This window comes from Nonomuraea sp. NPDC049141 (assembly GCF_040648415.1).
Lineage (GTDB): Bacteria > Actinomycetota > Actinomycetes > Streptosporangiales > Streptosporangiaceae > Nonomuraea.
Map to the genome: position 1 here is coordinate 365188 of NZ_JBEZDR010000009.1, position 21259 is coordinate 386446.

20 protein-coding genes are annotated in these 21259 nt (G+C 71.1%); 4 read left to right on the forward strand and 16 right to left on the reverse strand.

What is annotated here, in order from left to right; all coding sequences use genetic code 11:
• Window positions 1–3 precede the first annotated feature (3 nt).
• The 11 genes from AB0B91_RS28400 to AB0B91_RS28450 form a co-directional block, all read right to left on the reverse strand.
• Window positions 4–1329 (reverse strand): aminopeptidase P family protein, encoded by a 1326-nt coding sequence (locus AB0B91_RS28400; protein ID WP_358325716.1) that lies wholly within the window; start codon window positions 1327–1329, stop codon window positions 4–6.
• Window positions 1322–2605 carry an alpha/beta fold hydrolase gene (locus tag AB0B91_RS28405; protein ID WP_358325719.1) on the reverse strand — a complete coding sequence of 428 codons (1284 nt, stop codon included), beginning with the start codon at window positions 2603–2605 and terminating at the stop codon, window positions 1322–1324. Before AB0B91_RS28405 ends, AB0B91_RS28400 begins: the two co-directional genes overlap by 8 nt.
• On the reverse strand, window positions 2602–3426 hold the full coding sequence (locus AB0B91_RS28410; RefSeq protein WP_358325722.1) for an ATP-binding cassette domain-containing protein: 825 nt from the start codon (window positions 3424–3426) through the stop codon (window positions 2602–2604). Before AB0B91_RS28410 ends, AB0B91_RS28405 begins: the two co-directional genes overlap by 4 nt.
• Window positions 3423–4247: an ABC transporter ATP-binding protein gene (locus AB0B91_RS28415; protein WP_358325725.1), complete on the reverse strand. Its 825-nt coding sequence runs from the start codon at window positions 4245–4247 to the stop codon at window positions 3423–3425. Before AB0B91_RS28415 ends, AB0B91_RS28410 begins: the two co-directional genes overlap by 4 nt.
• A complete protein-coding gene (locus AB0B91_RS28420; protein WP_358325727.1) occupies window positions 4244–5239 on the reverse strand; it encodes an ABC transporter permease in 996 nt (331 codons plus the stop codon). The genes AB0B91_RS28415 and AB0B91_RS28420 overlap by 4 nt, the downstream gene beginning before the upstream one ends.
• On the reverse strand, window positions 5239–6174 hold the full coding sequence (locus AB0B91_RS28425) for an ABC transporter permease (RefSeq protein ID WP_358325730.1): 936 nt from the start codon (window positions 6172–6174) through the stop codon (window positions 5239–5241). Before AB0B91_RS28425 ends, AB0B91_RS28420 begins: the two co-directional genes overlap by 1 nt.
• A gap of 6 nt (window positions 6175–6180) precedes the next feature.
• On the reverse strand, window positions 6181–7863 hold the full coding sequence (locus AB0B91_RS28430) for an ABC transporter substrate-binding protein (RefSeq protein ID WP_358325733.1): 1683 nt from the start codon (window positions 7861–7863) through the stop codon (window positions 6181–6183).
• Window positions 7864–8019: 156 nt separating this feature from the next.
• On the reverse strand, window positions 8020–10002 hold the full coding sequence (locus tag AB0B91_RS28435; RefSeq protein WP_358325736.1) for a beta-galactosidase: 1983 nt from the start codon (window positions 10000–10002) through the stop codon (window positions 8020–8022).
• 11 nt (window positions 10003–10013) lie between these two features.
• Window positions 10014–10856, reverse strand: a complete 843-nt coding sequence (locus AB0B91_RS28440; RefSeq protein WP_358325739.1) for a carbohydrate ABC transporter permease — start codon at window positions 10854–10856, stop codon at window positions 10014–10016.
• Complete coding sequence (locus AB0B91_RS28445) at window positions 10853–11809, reverse strand: sugar ABC transporter permease (RefSeq protein ID WP_358325741.1); 957 nt, start codon at window positions 11807–11809, stop codon at window positions 10853–10855. The genes AB0B91_RS28440 and AB0B91_RS28445 overlap by 4 nt, the downstream gene beginning before the upstream one ends.
• Window position 11810: 1 nt before the next feature.
• Window positions 11811–13019: an ABC transporter substrate-binding protein gene (locus AB0B91_RS28450; RefSeq protein ID WP_358325744.1), complete on the reverse strand. Its 1209-nt coding sequence runs from the start codon at window positions 13017–13019 to the stop codon at window positions 11811–11813.
• Between the two features lie 139 nt (window positions 13020–13158).
• Here AB0B91_RS28450 and AB0B91_RS28455 point away from each other — a divergent pair, with 139 nt between their 5' ends.
• The gene (locus tag AB0B91_RS28455; protein ID WP_358325747.1) at window positions 13159–14349 is read left to right on the forward strand and encodes an ROK family protein; all 1191 of its coding nucleotides are present in this window, start codon (window positions 13159–13161) and stop codon (window positions 14347–14349) included.
• On the opposite strand, the gene AB0B91_RS28460 is transcribed toward AB0B91_RS28455, so the two are convergent.
• Complete coding sequence (locus tag AB0B91_RS28460; RefSeq protein ID WP_358325750.1) at window positions 14346–15593, reverse strand: alpha-hydroxy acid oxidase; 1248 nt, start codon at window positions 15591–15593, stop codon at window positions 14346–14348. The two genes, AB0B91_RS28455 and AB0B91_RS28460, sit on opposite strands and share 4 nt — an antisense overlap.
• Before the next feature lie 351 nt (window positions 15594–15944).
• On the opposite strand from AB0B91_RS28460, the gene AB0B91_RS28465 reads away from it, so the two are divergent.
• Window positions 15945–16580 (forward strand): metal-dependent phosphohydrolase, encoded by a 636-nt coding sequence (locus tag AB0B91_RS28465; protein WP_358325753.1) that lies wholly within the window; start codon window positions 15945–15947, stop codon window positions 16578–16580.
• On the opposite strand, the gene AB0B91_RS28470 is transcribed toward AB0B91_RS28465, so the two are convergent.
• The 4 genes from AB0B91_RS28470 to AB0B91_RS28485 form a co-directional block, all read right to left on the reverse strand.
• Window positions 16530–16793 (reverse strand): DUF4031 domain-containing protein, encoded by a 264-nt coding sequence (locus AB0B91_RS28470; protein ID WP_358325756.1) that lies wholly within the window; start codon window positions 16791–16793, stop codon window positions 16530–16532. The two genes, AB0B91_RS28465 and AB0B91_RS28470, sit on opposite strands and share 51 nt — an antisense overlap.
• On the reverse strand, window positions 16790–17542 hold the full coding sequence (locus tag AB0B91_RS28475; RefSeq protein ID WP_358325759.1) for an HAD family hydrolase: 753 nt from the start codon (window positions 17540–17542) through the stop codon (window positions 16790–16792). The genes AB0B91_RS28470 and AB0B91_RS28475 overlap by 4 nt, the downstream gene beginning before the upstream one ends.
• A gap of 19 nt (window positions 17543–17561) precedes the next feature.
• Window positions 17562–18734, reverse strand: a complete 1173-nt coding sequence (locus AB0B91_RS28480; RefSeq protein ID WP_358325761.1) for a cytochrome P450 — start codon at window positions 18732–18734, stop codon at window positions 17562–17564.
• A gap of 91 nt (window positions 18735–18825) precedes the next feature.
• Complete coding sequence (locus tag AB0B91_RS28485; protein ID WP_358325764.1) at window positions 18826–19101, reverse strand: hypothetical protein; 276 nt, start codon at window positions 19099–19101, stop codon at window positions 18826–18828.
• Between the two features lie 198 nt (window positions 19102–19299).
• Here AB0B91_RS28485 and AB0B91_RS28490 point away from each other — a divergent pair, with 198 nt between their 5' ends.
• On the forward strand, window positions 19300–20541 hold the full coding sequence (locus AB0B91_RS28490; RefSeq protein WP_358325767.1) for a hypothetical protein: 1242 nt from the start codon (window positions 19300–19302) through the stop codon (window positions 20539–20541).
• 20 nt (window positions 20542–20561) lie between these two features.
• Window positions 20562–21245 (forward strand): DUF2786 domain-containing protein, encoded by a 684-nt coding sequence (locus AB0B91_RS28495; RefSeq protein WP_358325770.1) that lies wholly within the window; start codon window positions 20562–20564, stop codon window positions 21243–21245.
• The last annotated feature ends 14 nt before the right edge of the window (window positions 21246–21259 follow it).

Here is a 21259-nt window from a genome sequence, read left to right on the forward strand (position 1 = left end):
GTATCATTCGCCGTTTTTTGGCCAGTTCTCCAGGCCACTCGCGGACAGGGGCAGCGCGGCGGAGAGCACCTCGATGCCGTCCGCCGTCACGAGCAGGTCGTCCTCGATGCGCACGCCGATCCCGCGCAGCTCGGGCGGCACGGTCTGATCGTGGGCGTGGAAGTACAGGCCGGGCTCGACGGTGAACACCATGCCCGGCTCGATGAGCGCCCCGTGGTACGCCTCGGGTGCGGCCTTGGCGCAGTCGTGTACGTCCAGCCCGAGATGATGGCCGATGCCGCAGATGAGGTAGCGGCGGTGGTGCTGGCTGTGCTCAGACAGCGCCTCGTCCACCGAGACGGGCAGCATGCCCCAGTCGTCCAGCCCGTGGGCGATGACCTCCATGGCGGCGTGGTGGAAGTCGGTGAACCGGTGGCCGGGGCCGGCCTGCGCGAGTCCCGCCCGGTGTGCCCGTTCGACCAGGTCGTGCACCTGGCGCTGGGCGGGGGAGAAGGTGCCGGAGGCGGGGAAGGTGCGGGTGACGTCCGCGGTGTAGTGGCTGCGTACCTCCACGCCCATGTCCAGCAGCAGCAGCTCCTCCGGCAGCACCGGGCCGTCGCAGCGCACCCAGTGCAGGGTCGGGGCGTGCGGGCCGCTGCCCACGATCGTCGCGTAGCCGGGGCCGTTGCCGTACGCCCTGGCGTACCGGTCGAACGTGCCCTGCAGCCAGCGCTCGCCCGCCCCGGCGATCGCGGCCGGGATCTCGGCGAGCACGGCGGCGAAGCCCTCGACCGTCCTGTCCACGGCCTCCCGGAGCTGGCCGATCTCCCAGTCGTCCTTGATCATGCGCAGCTCGGCCAGCGTCCTGGCGACGTCCTCATCGGTGGAGACCGTGCCGTCGAAGTCCGCCAGCGGCCTGACCTGGACGCCCAGCGCCGCCGACCACTCGCCCAGACCGGGGGCCGCGCCCACCCACAGCTCGCCGCGGGCGGCGTCGGCGAAGAACCCCGTCTCGCCGGGATAGGCGGGGACGGGCAGGTACACGACCGTGTCGCCGTCCCTGACCACCGCCACAGCCTCCTCGGCCACGCAGCCGGTGAGCCAGTAGAAGTCGCTGCCGGGGCGGAAGTCGTAGGAGGTGTCGTTGCTGCGTACCGGGGCCCGGCCCGCGGCCACCACGACGGTCCGGCCGGGGAGCGCGGCGGCGAGCCGTAACCGGTGGGCGGCGGCGGCCTCGGCGGCGCCGGGGACGACGGTCGGGGTGCGGTCGGGGATGTCCCAGCCCTTGCCGATGTAGTCGGTGAACGCCGGGATATCGATAAGTTTCGGCGGCTTATGGTCGTCAGTCACCTGTGATGCCTCCTCCGAGGTCCCGCACCAGTCCGGTCAGCCGGGCGAAGACGCGGTCCTCGCCCAGGCCGTCGTGTTCGTACTCGTTGGTGACCCACGCCTGGGCGTTGCCGATCCGGGCGGCGGTGTCCAGTTGCAGGCCGGAATCCACGTACATGTCGTCGTAGTAGACGGCGGCGGACAGCGGCACCTCGTTGGCGGCCAGTCGTACCGGGTCATAGAGCGGCGGCCAGTCCGTCCGCGAGGCCAGCAGCTCCACGGCCGCGCGGAACGGGCGCAGCGCGCGGATCTCCTCGAACATCCAGGGGTGCATCATCTCCCCGGTGAACAGCAGTGGTCTAGCCGACTCCGCGAAGGCTGGGTGGCGGGCGCGCTCGCGCTCGGCGGCCCAGCCGGTGGCGCCCCGGGCCGAGCCGTAGATGCTCTCCTGGAGCGCGGCGAACAGCGGGTTGTCGCTGTAGGAAGAGCGGGCCAGCACCTGGTGCAGGAAGGTCTCCGTCGGGTGCTCGCCGTCGAGCGCCTCGTCGAGCAGCCAGTGCATGCGCTCGTACCCCGGCTTCATGCCGAAGTCGATGCCGAGCGACTGCAGCCGCCGCACCGTGAGCACGTCGCCGTCCGGCAGCAGGACGTCCTCGGCCGACAGCCGGTCGGCGAGGCGGGCCACGGTCTCGCGGTGGTGCGGGTAGCGGCGGTAGAACTCGGCGTTCTTGGCCGCGACGCGGGGATAGGTGCGCCGGTAGACCTCGGCGGCGTCCGGCTCCAGGGCGGGCAGGCCGCCGGTGACGTAGCAGGCGCTCAGCCCCTGCGGCGCCCGCGACAGGTAGGTCAGCGTGATGAACCCGCCGTAGCTCTGGCCCAGCGTCTCCCAGCGACGGCCGCCGAAGAGGGCCGTCCGCAGGTGCTCGGCGTCGGCGACGATCGAGTCGGCCCGGAAATGGGCGAGATACAGGGCGGCCTCCCACGCGCTCTCGAACGCGCTGATGACCCGCCCGTCGATCCTGGAGCTGCGGCCGGTGCCGCGCTGGTCGAGCAGGATCACCCGGTGCGTCTTGAGGGCCTGGCCGAGCCAGCCGTTCGTGCCGATCGGGCGCGGGCCCTTACCGCCGGGACCGCCCTGCAGGTACAGCAGGCACGGCAGGTCCTCGGCGGCCCGCACCGGATCGGCCAGCTCCCGGGCGAAGACCGTGATCGTGTCCCCATCGGGGTCCGACCAGTCGAGGGGCACCGGCACCACGTGGTCGCGCACGCGCATCCCGGGGATCGTGTACGTGGTCAACGGAGGCTCCCTTCACGGCGCCTGCGGTCCCATTCGGGATTGATGCGGGGGATGGCGGCCAGCAGCGTGCGGGTGTACGGGTCCTGAGGGTCGCCGAACACCTGGGCGGACGGGCCCTGCTCGACGATCCTGCCCTCGCTCATGACCGCCACCCGGTGCGCGATCTGCCGGACGACCGCCAGGTCGTGGGCGATGAAGACATAGCTGAAGCCGCTCTCCGCCTGCAGCCGCCGCAGCAGCTCGATGACCTGGGCCTGCACGGAGACGTCCAGGGCGGACACCGCCTCGTCGCAGATCACCAGCTTGGGGTTCACGGCCAGCGCGCGGGCGATGCCGATCCGCTGGGCCTGACCGCCGGAGAACTGCGCGGGGTAGCGCTGCGAGTGGTCCGGGTCGAGCCCGACCCGCTCCATCAGCTCACGGGCGTGCGCCCGCTTCCCGCCGGTCGGCGGGATCCCCTGGTAGACCAGCGGCGCCATCAGAATGCGCTCGACCGTGTGGCGGGGGTTCAGCGAGGAGTAAGGGTCCTGGAAGACGACCTGCACGTTGGCGCGGTAGCGGGCCAGCGCGGGCCCCTTGGCGGCGGTGACGTCCTCGCCCTCGAACGTAAGGGTGCCCGCGCTCGGCTCCATCAGCCGGGCCACCATGCGGGCGGTCGTCGACTTGCCGCTGCCCGACTCGCCCACCACGGCCAGCGTCTCGCCGAGCCGGACGTCGAAGCTGACCCGGTCGACCGCGGTGAAGGCGGTCCTGCGGCCCAGCGGCCCGCGGGTGACGAACCGCTTGGTCAGCTCGCTCGCCCTCAGCAAGGGCTCACTCATGACATCACCTCGTCGTTGGGGGAGTCGTTGGGGGAGTCGTCGATGCGGGGGACGCTCTCCAGCAGCATGCGCGTGTACGTGTGCCGCGGCTCTGCGAAGACCTGCTCGGCGGTGCCGTACTCGACCTGCTCGCCCCGGCGCATCACCAGGACGCGGGTGGCGATCGAGCTGATCACCGCGAGGTCGTGCGTGATGAACACCATCCCCGTGCCGCTCCGCCGCCGCAGGTCGGCGAGCAGGCGCAGGATCTGCGCCTGCACGGTCACGTCGAGCGCGGTGGTCGGCTCGTCGGCGATGAGCAGGGCGGGGGAGCAGACCAGCGCCATCGCGATCATGACGCGCTGCCGCTGCCCGCCGGAGAACTGGTGCGGGTAGTAGTCCACCCGCCGCTCCGGATCGGGCAGGCCCACCTGCTCCAGCGCCTCGATCGCGACCTTGCGCGCCGCCTTGCGCGAGCGCCCCCGGTGGGCCCGGTAGACCTCCTCGATCTGGAGGCCCACGGTGTAGTACGGGTTCAGCGACGACAGGGGGTCCTGGAAGACCATCGAGACCCGGTCACCCCTGATCCGGCGCATGTCCCTGTCGGCCCGGCCGAGCAGCTCGGTGCCGTCCAGCCGGATGCTGCCCCGGGTCACGGCGCCCCGGGGCAGCAGCCCCATGATCGCGAGGCTGGTCATCGACTTGCCGGAACCGGACTCGCCGACGATGCCGACGGTCTCGTCGCCGGCGACGGTGAAGGAGACGTCCTTGACCACGTCCACCGGTCCCCGCGTGGTGGGGAAGGTGACGGTGAGGTCCTCCACGACAAGCAGGTCGCTCATTTCGCGGTGATCCTCACTCTCGGGTCCAGCCTGGTGTAAACGAGATCCACCACCACGTTGCCCACCACCACGAAGAACGCGGCGAGCAGCGTCACCGCCATGATCACCGGCTGGTCGTTCTTGGCGATCGAGTCGGCGGCCATCTTGCCGACCCCGTTGAGGCCGAAGACCGTCTCGGTGATGAGGGCGCCGCCCAGCAGAGCGGCGAAGTCCATGCCGAAGATGGTGGCGATCGGGGTGAGCGCGGGCCGCAGCGCGTGCCGCCGCAGGGTGAGCGCGGGGGACAGCCCCTTGGCCCGCGCCGTGCGCATGAAGTTCTCGGCCAGCGTGTCGATCACGTTGGCCCTGGTCAGCCGGGCGTACAGACAGGCGTAGCCGGTGGCCAGCACGACCCACGGCATCAGATACGACTGGAACCAGAGCAGCGGGCCGTCGGAGAAGGCGACCGCCGACGGGAAGGGCAGGATCTGCAGCCACACCACCAGCACGTACTGCAGCGCCAGCGCCAGCACGTAGTTGGGGATGCTCGACCCGCCGAGCGCCAGCCCCATCGCGGCGCGATCCCACCAGGTGCCCTCCTTGACCGCGCTGACCAGCCCGGCCACGATGCCGACCAGCAGCCAGAGCACCGCGGCGCCGATCGCGACGGTGGCGCTGACCGGCAGCCGGTCCACGACCATCTCCCAGACCGACTGATTGGTCTGGAAGCTGTAGCCCAGGCAGGGGGCCGCGCAGTGGACGAGGTTGGCTCCCGAGCCGTAGTCCCGCCCGGCGAAGATGCCTATCAGGAACGTCCAGAACTGGGCGAAGAACGGCCGGTCGAGCCCGAGCACCTCGTGGATCTGGTCGATCCGCTCGGGCGTGCACGTCTTCCCGCAGATCATCACCGCCGGATCCGGCTGCAGCGTGAAGAAGATGACGAAGGTGAACAGGCAGACCAGGAACAGGATCAGCACGATCCCGGCGACCCGCCCGGCCAGATAACGGGCCATCAGGAGGCCTCCCCGGCGTCGAAGGCGGCACGCAGGCGGTCCCCGAGCACGGTCAGGGACAGCACGGTGCAGAACAGGAAGGCGCCGGGCACCGCGAAGTACATCGGGTCCACGGCGTACCAGCCCACCGAGCTGGAGATCATCTGCCCCCATGACGGGGTCGGCGGGGTGACGCCGACGCCCAGGAACGACAGCCCCGCCTCGGTGCCGACGTAGCCGGGCACGGACAGCGTCGTCATCACGATCAGTGAGCTGCGCAGGTTCGGCAGGATCTCCTTGAACACCAGGGCCCCCGTGGAGGCGCCCGAGGCCCTGGCGGCCTCGACGAACTCCCTGTTCACCAGCGTCAGCGTCTGTCCGCGCACCACCCGGGCCAGGTAGGGCCAGCCGAAGACGCTGATCACCACGACCAGCAGCACCGGCCGGTTCCCCGACGGCAGCGAGGACAGGATCGCGATCATGAAGATCAGCGCGGGGAAGGCCATCAGGAAGTCCATGATCCGGCAGATCACCTGGTCGACCCAGCCCTGGTAGAAGCCGGCCAGCATGCCCAGCACCACCCCGAGCAGGGTGGTGAGCACGGTGGCCGCGGCCGCGATCAGCAGCGAGACGCGCGCGCCGTAGGCGATGCGGGCCAGGATGTCGCGGCCGTTCTGCGGCTCGACGCCGAGCGGGTGGCCGGCGCTGATCCCGCCCAGCGAGCCGCGCGGCAGCCCGCCGAGGTCGGTATCGATGGCGGCGCTGTCGAAGTCGTTCGGCCCGTGACCGGTGATCGCGGAGATCAGCGGCGCGCAGATCGCCATCAGCAGGATCAGCACGAGGAAGGCGCTGGAGAGCACGGCGGCCCAGTCGTGCAGCAGCGCGCCCGCGACCCGCCGGCCCGAGGTGGCGGGCGCCACGGGGGCGCCCGCCGGGGGGAGAGTGGTGGTGGTCATGGTCGGCTACTTGCTCGGCTTGGCCAGTCCGACGGAGACCAGATCGATGCCGCCGGAGAACGCCGCGGACTGGTACGCGCCGGCGATGTTGGCGCCCGCGACGATGACGTACTTCTCGTAGGCAAGGGGCACGATCGGCGCCAGCTTCATGATCTGCTTGTCCAGCTCGCCGTAGGCGGCGTTCGCGGCCGTGACGTCGGGCATCGCGGCGATCTCGTCGATGCGCGCGTTGACCGCCTTGTCGTTGATCTGGGCGAGGTTCGCGTTGCCCTTGGCAGTGATGTTCCGGCCGTCGAACAGCGGCGGCAGGAACGTCGCGCCGGACGCCCAGTCGGGGCACCAGCCGGTGACGGCGGCGTCGTGCTGCTGCGCGGGTGTGCCGATCACCTCGTAGTAGGTGGAGGTGTCGATGTTGTTGATCTTGACGTCGATCTTCACCGCCTTGAGCGCCTCCTGGATGGCCACGGCGACCGCCGACATCTTCGGGTCCGGACGGGTGTCGAGGGTGAGGGTGAAGCCGTTCGCCTGGCCCGCCTCGGCGAGCAGCTTGCGGGCGGCTTCGACGTCGGTGGGATAGGGGTCGTACTCCACCCGGCCGGCGACCGTCGGCGGCTGGATGGAGGTGCCCTTGGCCGCCAGGTTCGTACCGCCCATCCCGGCCACCACGGTGTCCTTGTTGATGGCGTAGTTGATCGCCTGGCGCACCCGTACGTCGTCCAGCGGCTTCTTGGTGGTGTTCAGGCCCATGTAGGTGGTGCAGCCGTTGAGCCCGCTCAGCGTGCGCGACTTGAGCTGCGGAGTCTGCACCCGCGCCACGGTCGCCGCCTGGATCGTGCCCGCGACGGCGTCGGCGTCGGCGCCCTGCCCGGCCAGCATGCGCTCGTCGATGGTGGCCGGGTCCAGCCCGAACGTCCACTCCCAGGCGTCCGGCTTGGCCGCCCTGACATTGTCGGTGGCGGCCTTCCACTGCGGGTTGCGCACCAGCTTGAGCGAGGAGCCGCGCTGGTAGCTCGCCAGCTTGTACGGCCCCGACGCGATCGGCTTGGTGTCGAACGCGGCCGCCGCGCCGGTCCCCTTGGGGAAGGGGGTGAAGTTGGCCATGGCCAGCGCGCTGGGGAAGTCGGCGAAGGGCTTCTTGAGGTGGAAGACGATCGTCTTGGCGTCCGGGGTCTCGATCGTGTCGAGGTCGCCGGACAGGTACGGCCCCTTGTAGTCCTTGGGCGCGTCCAGGAGCAGCTTGGCGTACGGGGAGCCGATCCCGGCCTCGGGGTCGAAGCCGCGCGATGCGCCGAACTTCACCGCCTCGCTGTTGATCGGCGTGCCGTCCTCGAAGAACAGGTCGTCCTTGAGGGTGAAGGTCCAGGTCTTGGCGCCGTCGGACGGCTTGCCCGTGTCGGTGGCGAGATCGGGCACGATCTTCGTGCTCTCCGCGCCGGGGCCCGCGCCGAACGTGGTCAGACCCCGGTAGATGAGCCGGAAGAAGTTGTTGACGCCGCCGTCCCAGCCGCGCGCGGGGTCCAGGTGGGAGAAGTCCGCCTTGACCAGGAAGTGCACGGTGCCGCCCGTGGCGGCCGCCTTCGCCGACGACCCGGACCCCGGGGTGGTCGTGGCGCCGCCGCCTCCGCCACAGGCCGCGAGCGCCAGCACGGCGGTCACCGCGACGCTCGAAAGCGCAGCCGATCTCCTCATATCGCCTTCTTTCTGAAGATCCCTCGACGCCCAGCCACCATGGATTCGTCAGTAATGTGTGGCATTGCACTGAACCATAGGTGTCTGCTGGGTTGACTGCCAAGGGTTACGGCGAGGAAATCATTGACCGTAACAAGACCGTAAACCGGGAAACGGTCAACCCAAGAGGTGGCCCGCGATCCGTACCAGGTCCGCGGGATGCGGCGCGGCGACCGTGCGGCCCGCGAACGTGGCGCGCGCCACCACCGCCGATTCCAGCCACCCGTTAACGCCCTTCACCAGCAGGTCGCCGAGCTCGCCGTCGGCCAGGCGGAGCACCGCAGCCCCGCCCCGCGCGGCCACGACCTCGACGTCCCCGAGCGGGGTCCGTACGCCGACCGGGCCGTCGTTGTCATCCTGGACGAGCACGGTGAGGTAGTGGACGTCCCGGTCCGGGTGGCTGCGCAGGAACGCGTCCGCCCGGCCGTTCAGGATGGACAGTGGGCCGGGTGTGGCGGGCAGCGGCTCGGAGGGGCGGAAGAGCGAGCAGGGCTCCATGTTCTCGTCGAGGGTGGGCACCGGGCCGTCCACCAGCACCCGGCCGCCGCGGGCGAGGTGGCCGGCCAGCAGTCGCTGCACGTGACGGTGCATGAAGGGCCCGCCGGGCACGGTCACCGTCGCGAAGGCGGCCAGCCGGTCCGGCGTGACCGTCTCCAGGTCGAGCAGCGCGTAGTCGCGGCACCGCGCCCGCATCCGGTCGTGGAAGGCGCGCAGCGTCCGGCCGCACTGCGGGCCGTCGGCGCCCGACAGGGCGGCGATCCCGGCATAGGGCAGGTACAGCCCGAAAGCCTCCGACGTCACCGGGACGCACTCCAGGAACTCGGCCCCGTGGCGGGCGAAGAAGCCCGCCAGCGCGTGGACCACGGGCGCCTTCTCCGAGGGCGAGCCGTCCGCCGCGATCGGCGCGCAGTCGGGATAGCTGCCGGTGTGGGCGGAGTCCAGGTCGGGCAGCCAGCCGGAGGTGGACACACCGGTGTAGAGGTTGACGCCGGTGGCCCCGGCGGCCAGGGCGAGCAGACTCTGGTGGAAGCTGGTCGCCGCGTCGACGTAGGCGGGGTCGTAGAGCTGGGAGAAGCCCCAGTTCTCCTCCATGTTGGGGCCGGGGGCGCGCTTGGCCGCGATCACGTAACGGGCCTGCGCGTCGGGGTCGGCCGAGACGACGCCCATCCAGTTGGTGAAGCCGTAGGAGATGCCGCCCCACAGCTCGGGGCGGACGCGGGCCAGCCAGTCGTCCAGCTCCGCCACGGTCGGCGGGTTGAGGTTGACCACCACGGGCAGCTCCGAGCCGACGGCCCGCACCGAGACCTGGTAGACCGCCGCCAGGTATTCGGCGTGGCAGCGGCCCCAGTCGGCCTTCGCCCGCGCACCGGACCCTTCCCGGCGCGGTGGCTCGATCTCCGTCCACCCGCCGAACGACGTCTGATGGGCGCGGTTGTAGGCATCGAGCGTGCCGTACCAGGCACGCAGCCGGTCACGGAAGAAGGCCAGCCCGGACGGGCTGTAGTCGTAGGCGGTCAGCGGCAGCGCGCCGTTGGTGTAGATGCCTTCGTTCGCGATCTGCAGCGCGACGATCGGGCCGCCGTCCAAGATCACCTCCTTGCCGACCGCCGACAGCCACTCGCCGGCCCTGGCCAGGAAGGCGGCGCCCAGCGGCGCGGGCAGCGGGCGCCCGGGGCGGTGCGCGGGGGAGTCCGACCAGCGGGAGGGGGCGCCCGACGCGTCGAGCAGCGCCTCGATCGCCGGGTCCGCGTCGGGGCAGACCCAGTCGGGCAGCCCGCCGTAGGTGACCTCGGCGTGGATGAACGGGCCCGGCTTGGCCACCACCTTCAGCCCGAGGTCCCGGCAGAGCGCCAGGAAGCCGATGACGTCCCTGGACGGATGGGTCGCGCCGGTGAAGTCGGGCGCCGTGCCCGGCTCGGGCTGGTGGTGGCGCCAGGGCAGGTAACAGGTGATCACCTCGATGCCCAGTTCGTCGCGTACGGCCCGCAGCCGGTCCGCCCAGACGGCGGGGTCGTCGCGGTAGTAGGGGTAGTCGGCGGTGAGGAGCACCCGCGGCTCGCCGTCGACCACGGCGACCCCGTCACGGAACTCGATGGACACGTTCACACTCCTCATGCCTTGAGCCCGGTGAAGGCGATGCCCTGCAGAATGCGGCGCTGGAAGACCAGCAGCACCCCGATCACCGGGATGACGGCGAGCGTGGCGCCCGCCATGATGTAGTACGCCCGGCCGCCGTCGGGGCTGGCCACGAGCTGCTGCAACGCCAGCGGCAGCGTGTAGAGGTCCGGGTCGTTGAGCACGACGAGCGGCCAGACCAGGTCGTTCCAGTGGAACAGGAAGCTGGTGATCGTCACGACGGCCAGCACCGGCTTCGACAGCGGCAGCACGATCCGCCAGAAGATCTGCATCCGGCTCGCGCCGTCGATCAGCGCCGCCTCCTCCAGCTCGGACGGGAGCGACAGGAAGAACTGCCGCAGCAGGAAGATGTCGAGCACCGAGGCGATGTTGGGCACGATGAGCCCCCACCCGGAGTCGAACATGCCGAGCGCCTGGGTGACGTGGAGCCGTGGCACCAGCAGCGTGATCGTCGGCACCATCATGCCGCCGAGCAGCACCACGAACAGCTTGTCGCGGCCCGGGAACGGGATCCTGGCGAAGGAGTAGGCGGCCAGCGCGTCGATGAGCAGCTTGGCGGGCACCAGGACCAGGCAGACCCACACGCTGTTGACGAAGGCCCGGCCGAGGCCGCCGACGTTCAGGACGTAGTCGTAGTTCTCCAGCGTCGCCGCCCACTCGCCGGTCTTGCGGTCCACGGGCAGCAGGTTCGGCACCTTGGTGTAGATGTCGTGACCGTGCTTGAAGGAGGTGGCCAGCATCCACAGGAACGGCACCACCGACACGGCCGCCAGCAGCACGAGGGCGACATAGATCGACGCCTTGCGGGCCCTGGTCATGACGCCTCCTGCTTGACGAACCTGAACTGCAGAGCGGTGATGATCATGATGAAGGCGAGCAGGATGAACGACATCGCGCAGGCGGCGCCCATGGCGTCGTACCGGAAGGCGAAGAGGTACAGATGGAGCACGTAGCTGAGCCCTGACTGCTCGGGCCCGCCGGTGACGCTCCGCCCCGACCCGGAGAAGATCACGTACACCAGCCCGAACACCTGCAGCGCCGCGATCACGCCCGTCACCAGCAGGTAGAACGTGGTCGGGCGGAGCATGGGCACGATCACCCGCCAGAACCGCTGCCACGGCCCCGCCCCGTCGATGATCGCCGCCTCGCGGATGGTCCCCGGAATGCCCTTCAGTCCCGCCAGATAGATGATCATCGAAATGCCGCACTGCCAGGCGGAGATGAAGGCCAGGGCGGGGATGACCAGCTCGGGGGTGTTCAGCCAGTTCTGGCCGGGGATGCCGACCAGGCCGAGCACCGAGTTGATCAGGCCGTACTGCGGGTCGTACAGCCAGCGCCAGATCGCGCCCACCGCGGCCTCGGCCGTCACCACCGGCAGGAACAGCAGCAGCCGGAACAGGTTCGCCCCGCGCCGGATCGCGTTCACCAGCAGCGCCTGCACCAGTGCCGCCACCATCGTCAGCGGCACGGCGATCAGCGTGTACTGCAGGGTGACCTGCACGGACTTCCAGAAGTGCGGGTACTTGACGTCGTCGAACATCAGGTCCGCGTAGTTGGCGAGCCCCACCCAGGAGGCCGCCGAGCGCAGGTTCCAGTCCGTGAAGCTGTAGTACAGCGCCGACAGGGCCGGATACAGCAGGAAGACCACGAAGTAGCCGACCGCGGGGGTGACCAGGAGCCACCCCACCAGACGGTCGTTGGAGCGGCCGCGCGGACGCCTCCTGGGATGGGCCGCCACCTCCTTCCGGCCCTCCAGTACGGGTGCCGTCACCTCAGCCGGTCCAGCCCAGGAGGGACCGGGTCTTGCCCGCCGCGTCCGTCAGCGCCTGCTGGGCGGTGGCCTTGCCGGTCAGCGCCGACTCCAGGGCCGGGGCGATGATCTCGTCGTTGACCTGGATCCACTGCGGCACGGCCGGTCTGGCGTGCGCCACCTTGAGCTGCTCCAGAAACGCCGCCTGCTCGGGCCCGGCGGCGACGACCTGCGCCTTGAGGTTGACCGGGAAGCCGCCGAACGCGTCGGCGATGACGCCGTTGTTCTGGGCGTCGGTCAGGAACGCCAGCCACTTCCAGGCCAGGTCGGCGTTCTTGCTGGTGGAGAAGACCACGGAGTCCTCGCCGCCGATGTTGCCCGCCGGCTCGCTCTTGTACGGCAGGGGCGCAACGCCGAAGTCCAGGTCGGGGAACTGCTCGTGAATCGTCGGCACGTCCCACGGCCCGGAGATCGTCATGGCGGCCAGGCCGTTCTCGAAGGGTTTGTCCGAGTCGGTGATCTTGCGCGGCGACGACTTCAGCAGATCCACCCAGAGCTGCAGCGCCTCGACCGCCGGCGGCTGGTCGAACAGCACCTTCTTGCCCGCGTCGTCGACCATCTGGCCGCCCGCGCCGTGCACGACGCCGGGGAACATCCAGGCGCCGTAGCCGTCGCCCTTGGGCACGTTCATCCCGGCGACGTTCGCGTCGGCCTGGTGCACCCGGGCGGCCGTCGCCTTCATCTCGTCCCAGGTCTTGGGCGGCGTCGGGACCAGCTTCTTGTTGTAGAACAGCGCCACGCAGGTCTGGTCGGCGGGCAGGCCGTAGAGCTTGCCGCCGGCCCGGTTGGTGTCGAGCGCGCCCTTGTAGAAGGCGCTCTCGTCGATCAGCCCGGCGGGCACCTCCTTGATCGTGCCGTCCAGCGCGTACTTGGAGACCAGGGGCTGGTCGAGTATCCCGGCGTCGGGCGCGCTCTTGCCGGCCACGGCGCCGCCCAGCTTGGTGTTGTAGTCGTCCTTGGGGATCTTGACGAGTTTGACCGTGACGCCGGGATTGGCCTTCTCGAAGTCCTTGCGGACCTTCTCGATGACCTGACCGGCCTGCGGTGTGCGGTCCTGGTACATCCAGAAGGTGAGTGTCTTCTCATTGCCCGACCCCTGGCCGCCGCCACAGGCGGCGAGCCCGGCCACGAGTACCGCCACCGCGGCTCCTCGGACGACTGCTCGGCTCATTGTCTACTCCTCATCGGGGGGATGGGCAGACCATAATCTAAGTCTTGAATAAAGTCAGGAGCACCGAAGAAACACTTCGGTAACACCAGGCTTCGCGCTTTGAACTAACATGACGGGGCACTCGGGAGAGGACGGGACGATGGGCACGCCACAGCGCAGGACGGTGCGGGACCTCCGCAGGGGAAACCGCGCGATGCTGCTGCGGGCGCTGTACTTCGGCGGCCCGGCCAGCCGCAACGACCTGTGCGGGGTGACCGGGCTGAGCGCGGCGACGGTCAGCACCATGACGGGCGACCTGCTCGCCGACAACGTCGTGGTCGAGGCGGGTCAGGTCGACTCCGACGGTGGCCGCCCCCGCGTGCTGCTCCGCGTCAACCCCGTCTACGGCTACGCGATCGGCGTGGACGTGGGGGAGACGCAGGTCCGGGTCGAGCTGTTCGACCTGGAGATGAAGGAACGCGCCAGGGCGCACTACGCGGTGCGCTCGGCCAGGCACGACCCCGAGCTGGTCGCCCGCCACATCCTCACCGGCGTCGACGCGGTGATCGCCGAGGGCGGGATCCCCGCCGGCCAGGTGCTGGGCGTCGGCGTCGGGGTGCCGGGCATCGTCGAGCCGGGCCCCGACGCGCTGGTGCGCGCCAAGACGTTCGGCTGGGAGGCCGTGCCGCTCGGCGCGCTGCTGCGGGCGGGCACCTCGCTGCCGCTGTATGTGGACAACGGCGCCAAGACGATGGGCCAGGCCGAGCTCTGGTTCGGCTCGGGACGCGGCACCCGTGACGCGATCATGATGCTGATGGGCTCCGGCGTGGGCGGCATGATCGTCGCGGACGGGAGCATCTACCGGGGCGCGGGCAAGGCCGCCGGCGAGGTCGGCCACCTCAAGGTCGTCGCGGGCGGCCGGCCCTGCCGCTGCGGCGCGCGCGGCTGCCTGGAGGCGTACGTGGGGGCCGAGGCCATCCTGGAGCGGGCGGGCGTCGTCGCCGACTCGGCCGACGAGGAGTCGGCGCTGGCCGGGGTGCTGGAGTCGGGGTCGCCGGTGGTCAGCGAGACCGTCGAGATGCTCGGGGCCGGCCTGTCGAGCCTGGTCCACCTGTTCAACCCGGAACGCATCGTGATCGGCGGCTGGGCGGGCCTGATGCTCGGCGGGCGGCTGCTCGAGGAGATCCGCGCCGCGACCGCCGCCAACACGCTGGCCCAGCCGTTCAGCGGCGACTCGATCGTGCTCGGCCGCCTCGGCGCGGACGCCGTGGCGCTGGGCGCCGCCACACTCGTCATCGAGGCGTTCTTCCGGGAGGCCGCCTTCCGGCAATCCGTCACGACTATTGCCTAAGTATTAAATAAAGTCGTTCTACCGCAGGCGTACGCAGTCGGGGTCGAGCCCCCCACCCCGCCCACACCCAGCAGTTGCAGCGTGCGGACCAGCTCGGCGCGGAGCAGGGCCAGCACCCGGTCCACGCCCGCCTCACCGCCCGCCATCAGCCCGTACAGGTAGGCCCGGCCGACGAAACAGGCCCGCGCGCCCAGCGCCACCGCGATCGCGATGTCCGCGCCGCTGCGCACCCCGCCGTCCAGGAACACCTCCGTGCGGTCGCCGACCGCGGCCACCACCTCGGGCAGCAGTTCCAGCGGGGTCGGAGCGCGGTCCAGCTGGCGCCCGCCGTGGTTGGAGACGACCAGCCCGTCCACCCCCACCGCCGCCAGGTCCTTGGCGTCGTCCACCCGCTGCACCCCCTTGACCAGCAGCGGGCCCGGCCAGACCGACCGGATCCACTCCAGGTCGCGCAGCGTCACCGTCGGATCGAACATCAGGTTCGTGATCCCCGCCAGGTCGTCCGGCGCGCCGTCTACGGTGGCGAAGCGGAGCGGCTCGCTGGTGAGGAAGTCGAACCACCAGGCCGGACGGCCCAGCGCCTGCAGGACGCCGCGCCAACGCAGGGCGGGCGGCATCGTCATGCCGTGCCGCACGTCACGCAGCCGCGCCCCCGCCACCGGCACGTCCACGGTGACGACCAGCACCTCCATGCCCGCCTCGCGGGCCCGGTCGAGCGTCTCGCGGCTGCGCCCGCGATCGCGCACGACATAGAGCTGGAACCAGTTCCAGCCGTCCGGCGCCGCCGCCACCACGTCCTCGGGCGTCGTGGTCCCCATCGTGGACAGCGTGTACGGCACGGCCGCCCGGGCCGCCGCCCTGGCCACGGCCCGCTCGCCGTCGCGGTGCATCATCCGGGTGAACCCGGTGGGCGCGAGCACGACCGGCATCGCGATCCGTTTGCCGAGCACCTCCACCGCCGTGGGCGCCTCGGACACGTCCCGCAGCACCCGCGGCCGCAGCTCGGCCCGCGCGAACGCCGCCACCGACCTGTCCAGCGACCGCTCCGCCTCGGCCGCACCGTCGACGTAGTCGAACACCACCCGCGGAGCCCGCCGCCACGCCAGCCGCCGCACGTCCGCCAGATCAGCCGCCGCGGCGAGCCGCCGCTCCATCGACGGGAACGGCCGCGGCCTGGGCGGCAGCACGGCACGCAACTCCCGCCAGCGCGGCATGCGCCGGGGATCCCTCGCGCTCGGCCCCATGCCCAGAACGCTATCAAGGCGGTAGATCTCGGTACACAGCCCTCACTCACGCCCGCCGACTTCACGCCCGTCGTCCGGATACGCCCGCCGTCCGGATACGCCCGCCGTCCGGACACGCTCGCGCCCGCCGCGCCCGCTCACCGCGCCCCGTGTCCACTGCCCGTGTCCGCTTCGCCCGTCCACGCGCTTGGGACGTGCGCTGCACTGCGGGGTGTGTCGCGCCTGTTGGTCGCACCGTCCAGGGGTTCGCCCACTGCCTGGGTCTCCCGCGCCGCTGGTGCCTCGCCGCCCGCGCTGCGCGTGCCGCCCGTGCTGGTGAGTCGGTGGGTGGGGTGATCTACCGTGGGTCTCATGCGCGACGACTGGCTCACCCTGGTGGCGGACTCGCCGGCGGCCAGGGCCACCGGTGCCGAGCTGGTCGCCCGGTGGGCCGAGCCGCACCGCCGCTATCACACGCTCGACCACCTCGCCGCCGTGCTCGGCGCGATCGACCGGCTGGCGGACGCCGCCGACGACCCCGTCGCGGTGCGGCTGGCCGCCTGGTTCCACGACGCCGTCTACGACGGGCGGCCGGGCTGGGACGAGGAGCGCAGCGCCCAGCTGGCCCAGGCGCGGCTGCCCCGCTGCGGCGTGCCCGCCGAAAGGGTCGCCGAGGTGGCCAGGCTGGTACGGCTCACAGCCGCGCACGACACGCTGGCCGAGGACGACCGAGACGGCGCCGTCCTGTGCGACGCCGACCTGGCGGTCCTGGGCGGTCCCGGCTACGAGAGCTACACGGGCCAGATCCGCCAGGAGTACGCGCACGTGCCCGACGAGCTGTTCCGCCAGGGCCGGGCCGGGGTGCTGCGCAGGCTCCTGGCCGTACCCAGGCTCTATCGGACCGACGAAGCGCACCAGCTGTGGGAGGAGCGCGCGCGGGCCAACATGAGCCAAGAGCTAGCGGCGCTTGCGGCGGCGCAGCCCGCCGGCGATGAGGCGGCGCAGTAGCTCACGCGAGCTGACCGCCTCCGCGCCCAGCTCCACGGCCCTGGCGTGCACGGTCTCCGGCACGTCGTAGTGGTCGCGGTCGAACGCCCGCTCGGGCACGCCGAGCCGTACCGCGAAGGCGTGCAGTTCTTCCAGGGAGCTGTCGCTGACCAGATGCGACCACATGAGGCCGCGCGGCCCCGGCCAGGCGGGGGGATCGATGAGCACCGTCACGAGGTCAAGGGTAGGACCCTGCCCCGCACGGCCAGCTCCACGAGGTCCTTCACCACCACGTCGGCGCCCTGGGCGCTCAGCTCGGCGGTCTCGCCGTGCCGGTCGACCGCGATGACGAGCCCGAAGCCGCCCTTGCGGCCCGCCTCGATCCCCGGCAGCGCCGCCTCGATCAGGCCCGCCTTGGCCGCGGGCAGGTCCAGGCGGCGGACCGCCTCCAGGAACAGCGCGGGGTCCGGCTTGCCCGGCAGGTTCATCAGGGCCGCGTCGTTGCCGTCGACCAGCAGGTCGAACAGGTGCAGCACGCCCGCCGAGCCGACCAGCTTGCGGCCGTGCAGGCTGGCGGAGACGGCCGCGGTGCGCGCCCCCCTGCGGCGCAGCTCGTGCAGCAGCGCCACGGTCGAGGGGAAGGCGGCCACCCCGTACTTGTCCACCTGCGCCATGAACAGCCGGTCCTTGGCCAGGCCGAGCCCGTGCACGGTGGGCGCCCCCGCCTCGTCGTCGGGGGCGCCCTCCGGCAGCGTGATGCCGCGGGAGGCCAGGAACGTACGGACGCCGTCGAGCCGCGGACGGCCGTCGACGTGCCGCAGGTAGTCGTCACGGATGTCGAAGGGCGCCGAGCGTCCGCGCAGGAACGCGTCGAAGACATGCTTCCAGGCGGCCGCGTGCCCCCGAGCGGTGTCGGTGACCACGCCGTCGGTGTCGAAGACGACGGCGCTGATCGCGGTCAGGTCGATGACAGGCTCGTTCACACCTGTGAACGTAACCGCTCTACCACGCTACGGGTAGCTTCTCCACGCCATAGACGATGGCAAGCTTTCTGAACGGCACCTCACCCGCCACGTGGAGCCCCGGGAAGCGGCGCAGCAGCGCGGGGAAGGCGATGCGCATCTCCATCTGGGCCAGGGGCGCCCCGATGCAGCGGTGGATGCCGTGGCCGAAGGCCAGGTGCGAGCCCGCCGTCGCCCGCTCCGGCCGGACCTGCTCGATCCCCTCGCCGAGGTGGGGGTCGCGGTTGGCCGCCGTGAGCGAGCAGAGCACCATCTCGCCCTTCTTGACCGGGTGGCCGAGCAGGTCCAGGTCCTCGCGGGCGAAGCGGGGGAAGGCCACCTGCACCACGGTCATGTACCGCAGCAGCTCCTCGACCACCTGCTCGATGTAGTCGTCGTCCTCGCGTACCCGGGCGGCCTGCTCGGGGTTCTCCAGCAGCCAGAGCGTGCCGAGCGCGAGCATGCTCGTGCTGGTGTCGTGGCCGCCGGTGAGCAGGCCGTCGGCCATGCTGGCCAGCGTCCGGTCGTCGAGGTCGTCACCGTGGTCGCGCAGCAGTTGCCCGAGCAGGCCGTCGCCGGGGTTCTGCCGCTCGCGGGCGACCAGGTCCGTCAGGTACGCCATCGCGTCGTTGACCGCCTGAAGCGACGCCTCGGGCCCGGCGGTGAGGTCGAAGCGGTTCGTGCTGATCTTCAGGAAATCGGACCGTTCCTCGTACGGCACACCCAGCAGCTCGCACACGACCAGAGAGGGGATCGGCAGCGCGAACGACTCCACCAGATCGGCGGACGAGCCCTTGGCCGCCATCCGGTCCAGGTACTCCTCGACCATGGCCTCGATGCGCGGCACCAGCCTGCGCAGGCGGCGCATGGTGAACTCCGGCGTCAGGTACTTGCGCAGCCTGGTGTGCTCGGGCGGATCCCGGAAGCCCAGGCCGCCCGGGTCCTCCTGGCTGGTGCCCAGGCCGATCACGTTGCCGAAGTCGTTGCTGAACCGTTCGTGGTCGGCCAGCACGCTTCGCACGTCCTCGTACCGGGTGACCAGATACACCGTCTGGTCACCCGGGATCCGCATCGGGAACACCGGCTGCTCCGTACGGATGCGGGCGAGCTCGGCGACGGGATCGAAGCCCTCGCGCATGAACTGGACGAGGGGGAAGTCGTCTGTGTCTGACATCGAAATCCGTCCTGCTGGGGATACATCACACGATGTTGGGATAAATCCCTACATAGATGGTCCCATCTGGCAGGACGCGATCTGGCCAGGGTCAGTCGAGCGCCAGCACCCTGGTGACCTCGTCCGGCGGTGGGACCGACCGGTCGTGCGCCCACAACGGCGGCTCGGGCAGCGGGGCCTCCGCCACCAGGGACGGCGGCGCCGGTTTGGGCCGGCGCGGCTCGCGGACCCCGCCCCGCCCTCCGCCCGGTTCGTCGAAGGGAAAGTCGTCGTCGTCCGGGCCGTGCGGCTCGCCCGGCCCGAAGCCGGGCAGCCAGCTCGGAGCCCCACTGGGGAGAACACGGCGTCTGCGGGATCGCTTGCTCACGAAGCCCTCCTCGGCCTCCTTCGCCAACCCGCTCCATTGTGCGTCACCACCTTCAGGAACGCGAGATCTCCTGCGATGGGGGATGTTTGTGGTAAACGTGGGCAAAGCGGGGCAGCAGAGGCCGTTTGGCGTACAGGTACGCCGTGTTCTGCGATGATCTCGCTATAAGCGGAGTTTGAGCCTCACGGATAGTGACTGATGCCCACATTCGAGGAAATTGCTGCCTTCGTCGCCGAAAAGCCGTTCGCCACCGCGGTCATCGCGCTGCTGGGCCTGGCCGGGCTGGTGCTCGCCTACCTGATACTCAGGGTCACCTGGCGGGCCCTGTCCTGGCTGGTCTCGCGCTATATCGCCCCCCGTCCCATCGAGGACGTCCTGACCGTCGTGGCCGCGTCCATCGCGACCGGTGTCTCCGCCCAGGGCATGTGGCGCTTCTCCGGTGACGTGCTCGGCCTCGACGGGCCGCTGCGGCTGCTGCTGTTCGCGTTCATCGAGGTCGCGATCATCACTTCGGCCGTGCGGGCCCGCCGCAACATGCGCGAGAACTTCTCCGCCGGGATCGACGGCATCGCGGTGTGGGCACTGACCTGCCTGACCGCCGTACTGTCCAGCATGGACGCGCGCAGCCTGCCCGAGGCCGTCTTCCGGCTCGCCGCGCCGCTGGTCGCCGCCTGGCTGTGGGAGCGCGGCATGGCCATCGAGCGCCACCGCATCAGGGGCACGGGCCGCATCAACTGGCGGCTCACCCCCGAACGGCTGCTGGTCAGGGTGGGCCTGGCCGAGGTGAGCGACCGCACCGCGAGCGAGGTCGACGCGCACCGCAGGCTCACCCGCGTCGCGCTGGCCGCCAAGCGGGCCAAGGCGCTGCGCGAGAGCGGCGGCTCCGAACGCAAGATGCGCGCCGCGCTGGCCAAGCTCGACAAGGCCATGGACCAGGCCGTCGAGCACACCGGGCTGGCCGTCGACCAGGGTCGCCAGGAGGCGCTGCTCGCCCAGATCGCCGCCCTGTACAACACCTCCGCCCTCATCGACGCCGACCCGCGGGTGCCCTGGGAGCCCGAGGCCGACCACCACCCCGTCCCCGCCCGCCCCGCCCTGCCGCCCGCGCTGGTCGAGCTCGTACAGGACGACGACGAGGACATCCAGGTCTTCGACACCACGCCGCAGGTCGTCGACACCGCCCAGCGGGCCGCGCTGATGCGCTCCGCCCGCGACTACTGGGACCGGCAGATCGCCAAGGGCATCGTGCCGCGTACGGTCGACATCGCGCAGGAGATCGGCCTCTCACTGCCCGCCGCCCGCCAGTATCGTGCCCTGTGGAAGCTGGAGCCCGAGGCGCACGCGCTCATCGAGGCTCTGTACCAGCAGCATGGCATCGTGGACACCGGCGCCTTCCCGGCCATCGCCGACGACGGGCGGATGCTGACCACGAAGTTCTAGAGCACGTTCGGGGGAGCGGGTTGAGGGAGCGCACGCTCGAACGGGTCAGGAAGCTCCTGGCCAAGGCCGAACGCACCGACAACGAGCACGAGCGGGCCACGTTCATGGCGGCGGCGGCCTCGCTCATGGCCAAGTACGGCATCGACTCCCTCGACCCCGCCGACGCCCGCCAGACGCCGGGCGACCGGATCGTCACCCTGCCCAACCCCTGGGCCAGGGAGAAGGCGCGGCTGGTCAGCCTGGTCGCGCAGGCCCTGCGCTGCCGCCCCCTGCTCATCGGGCGCGGCGACGGCGGGCAGCGGGTGCACGTCTTCGGCTTCGCCGCCGACCTGGAGCGGGCCGACGTGCTGGCCACCTCGCTGCTGCTGCAGATGGCCACGGGCCTGGCCAGGGTACGGCCGCCCGACACCGCGATGCGCGCCTACCGGCGGTCGTGGCTGCTCGGGTTCACCGACGAGGTGTACCGGCTGCTGCGCGAGGCCGAGACGCGGGCCGAGGAGCGGGCGCCCGCCGCGAGCACCGCGCTCGTCCTGGCGGACCGGCGGGCGGAGGTGGAGCGGGTGGTGGCGGCGCACTACCCGCGCATCCGGCTCACCGTGCCGCGCACCAGCGGCACCGGCTACCGCGCCGGCGTCGAAGCGGGCCGCCGCGCCGACCTGGGCCGCACCCGCGTGGACGCCCAGTCCGGCCGCGAACTGACCTGACCCCGGCCGCCATC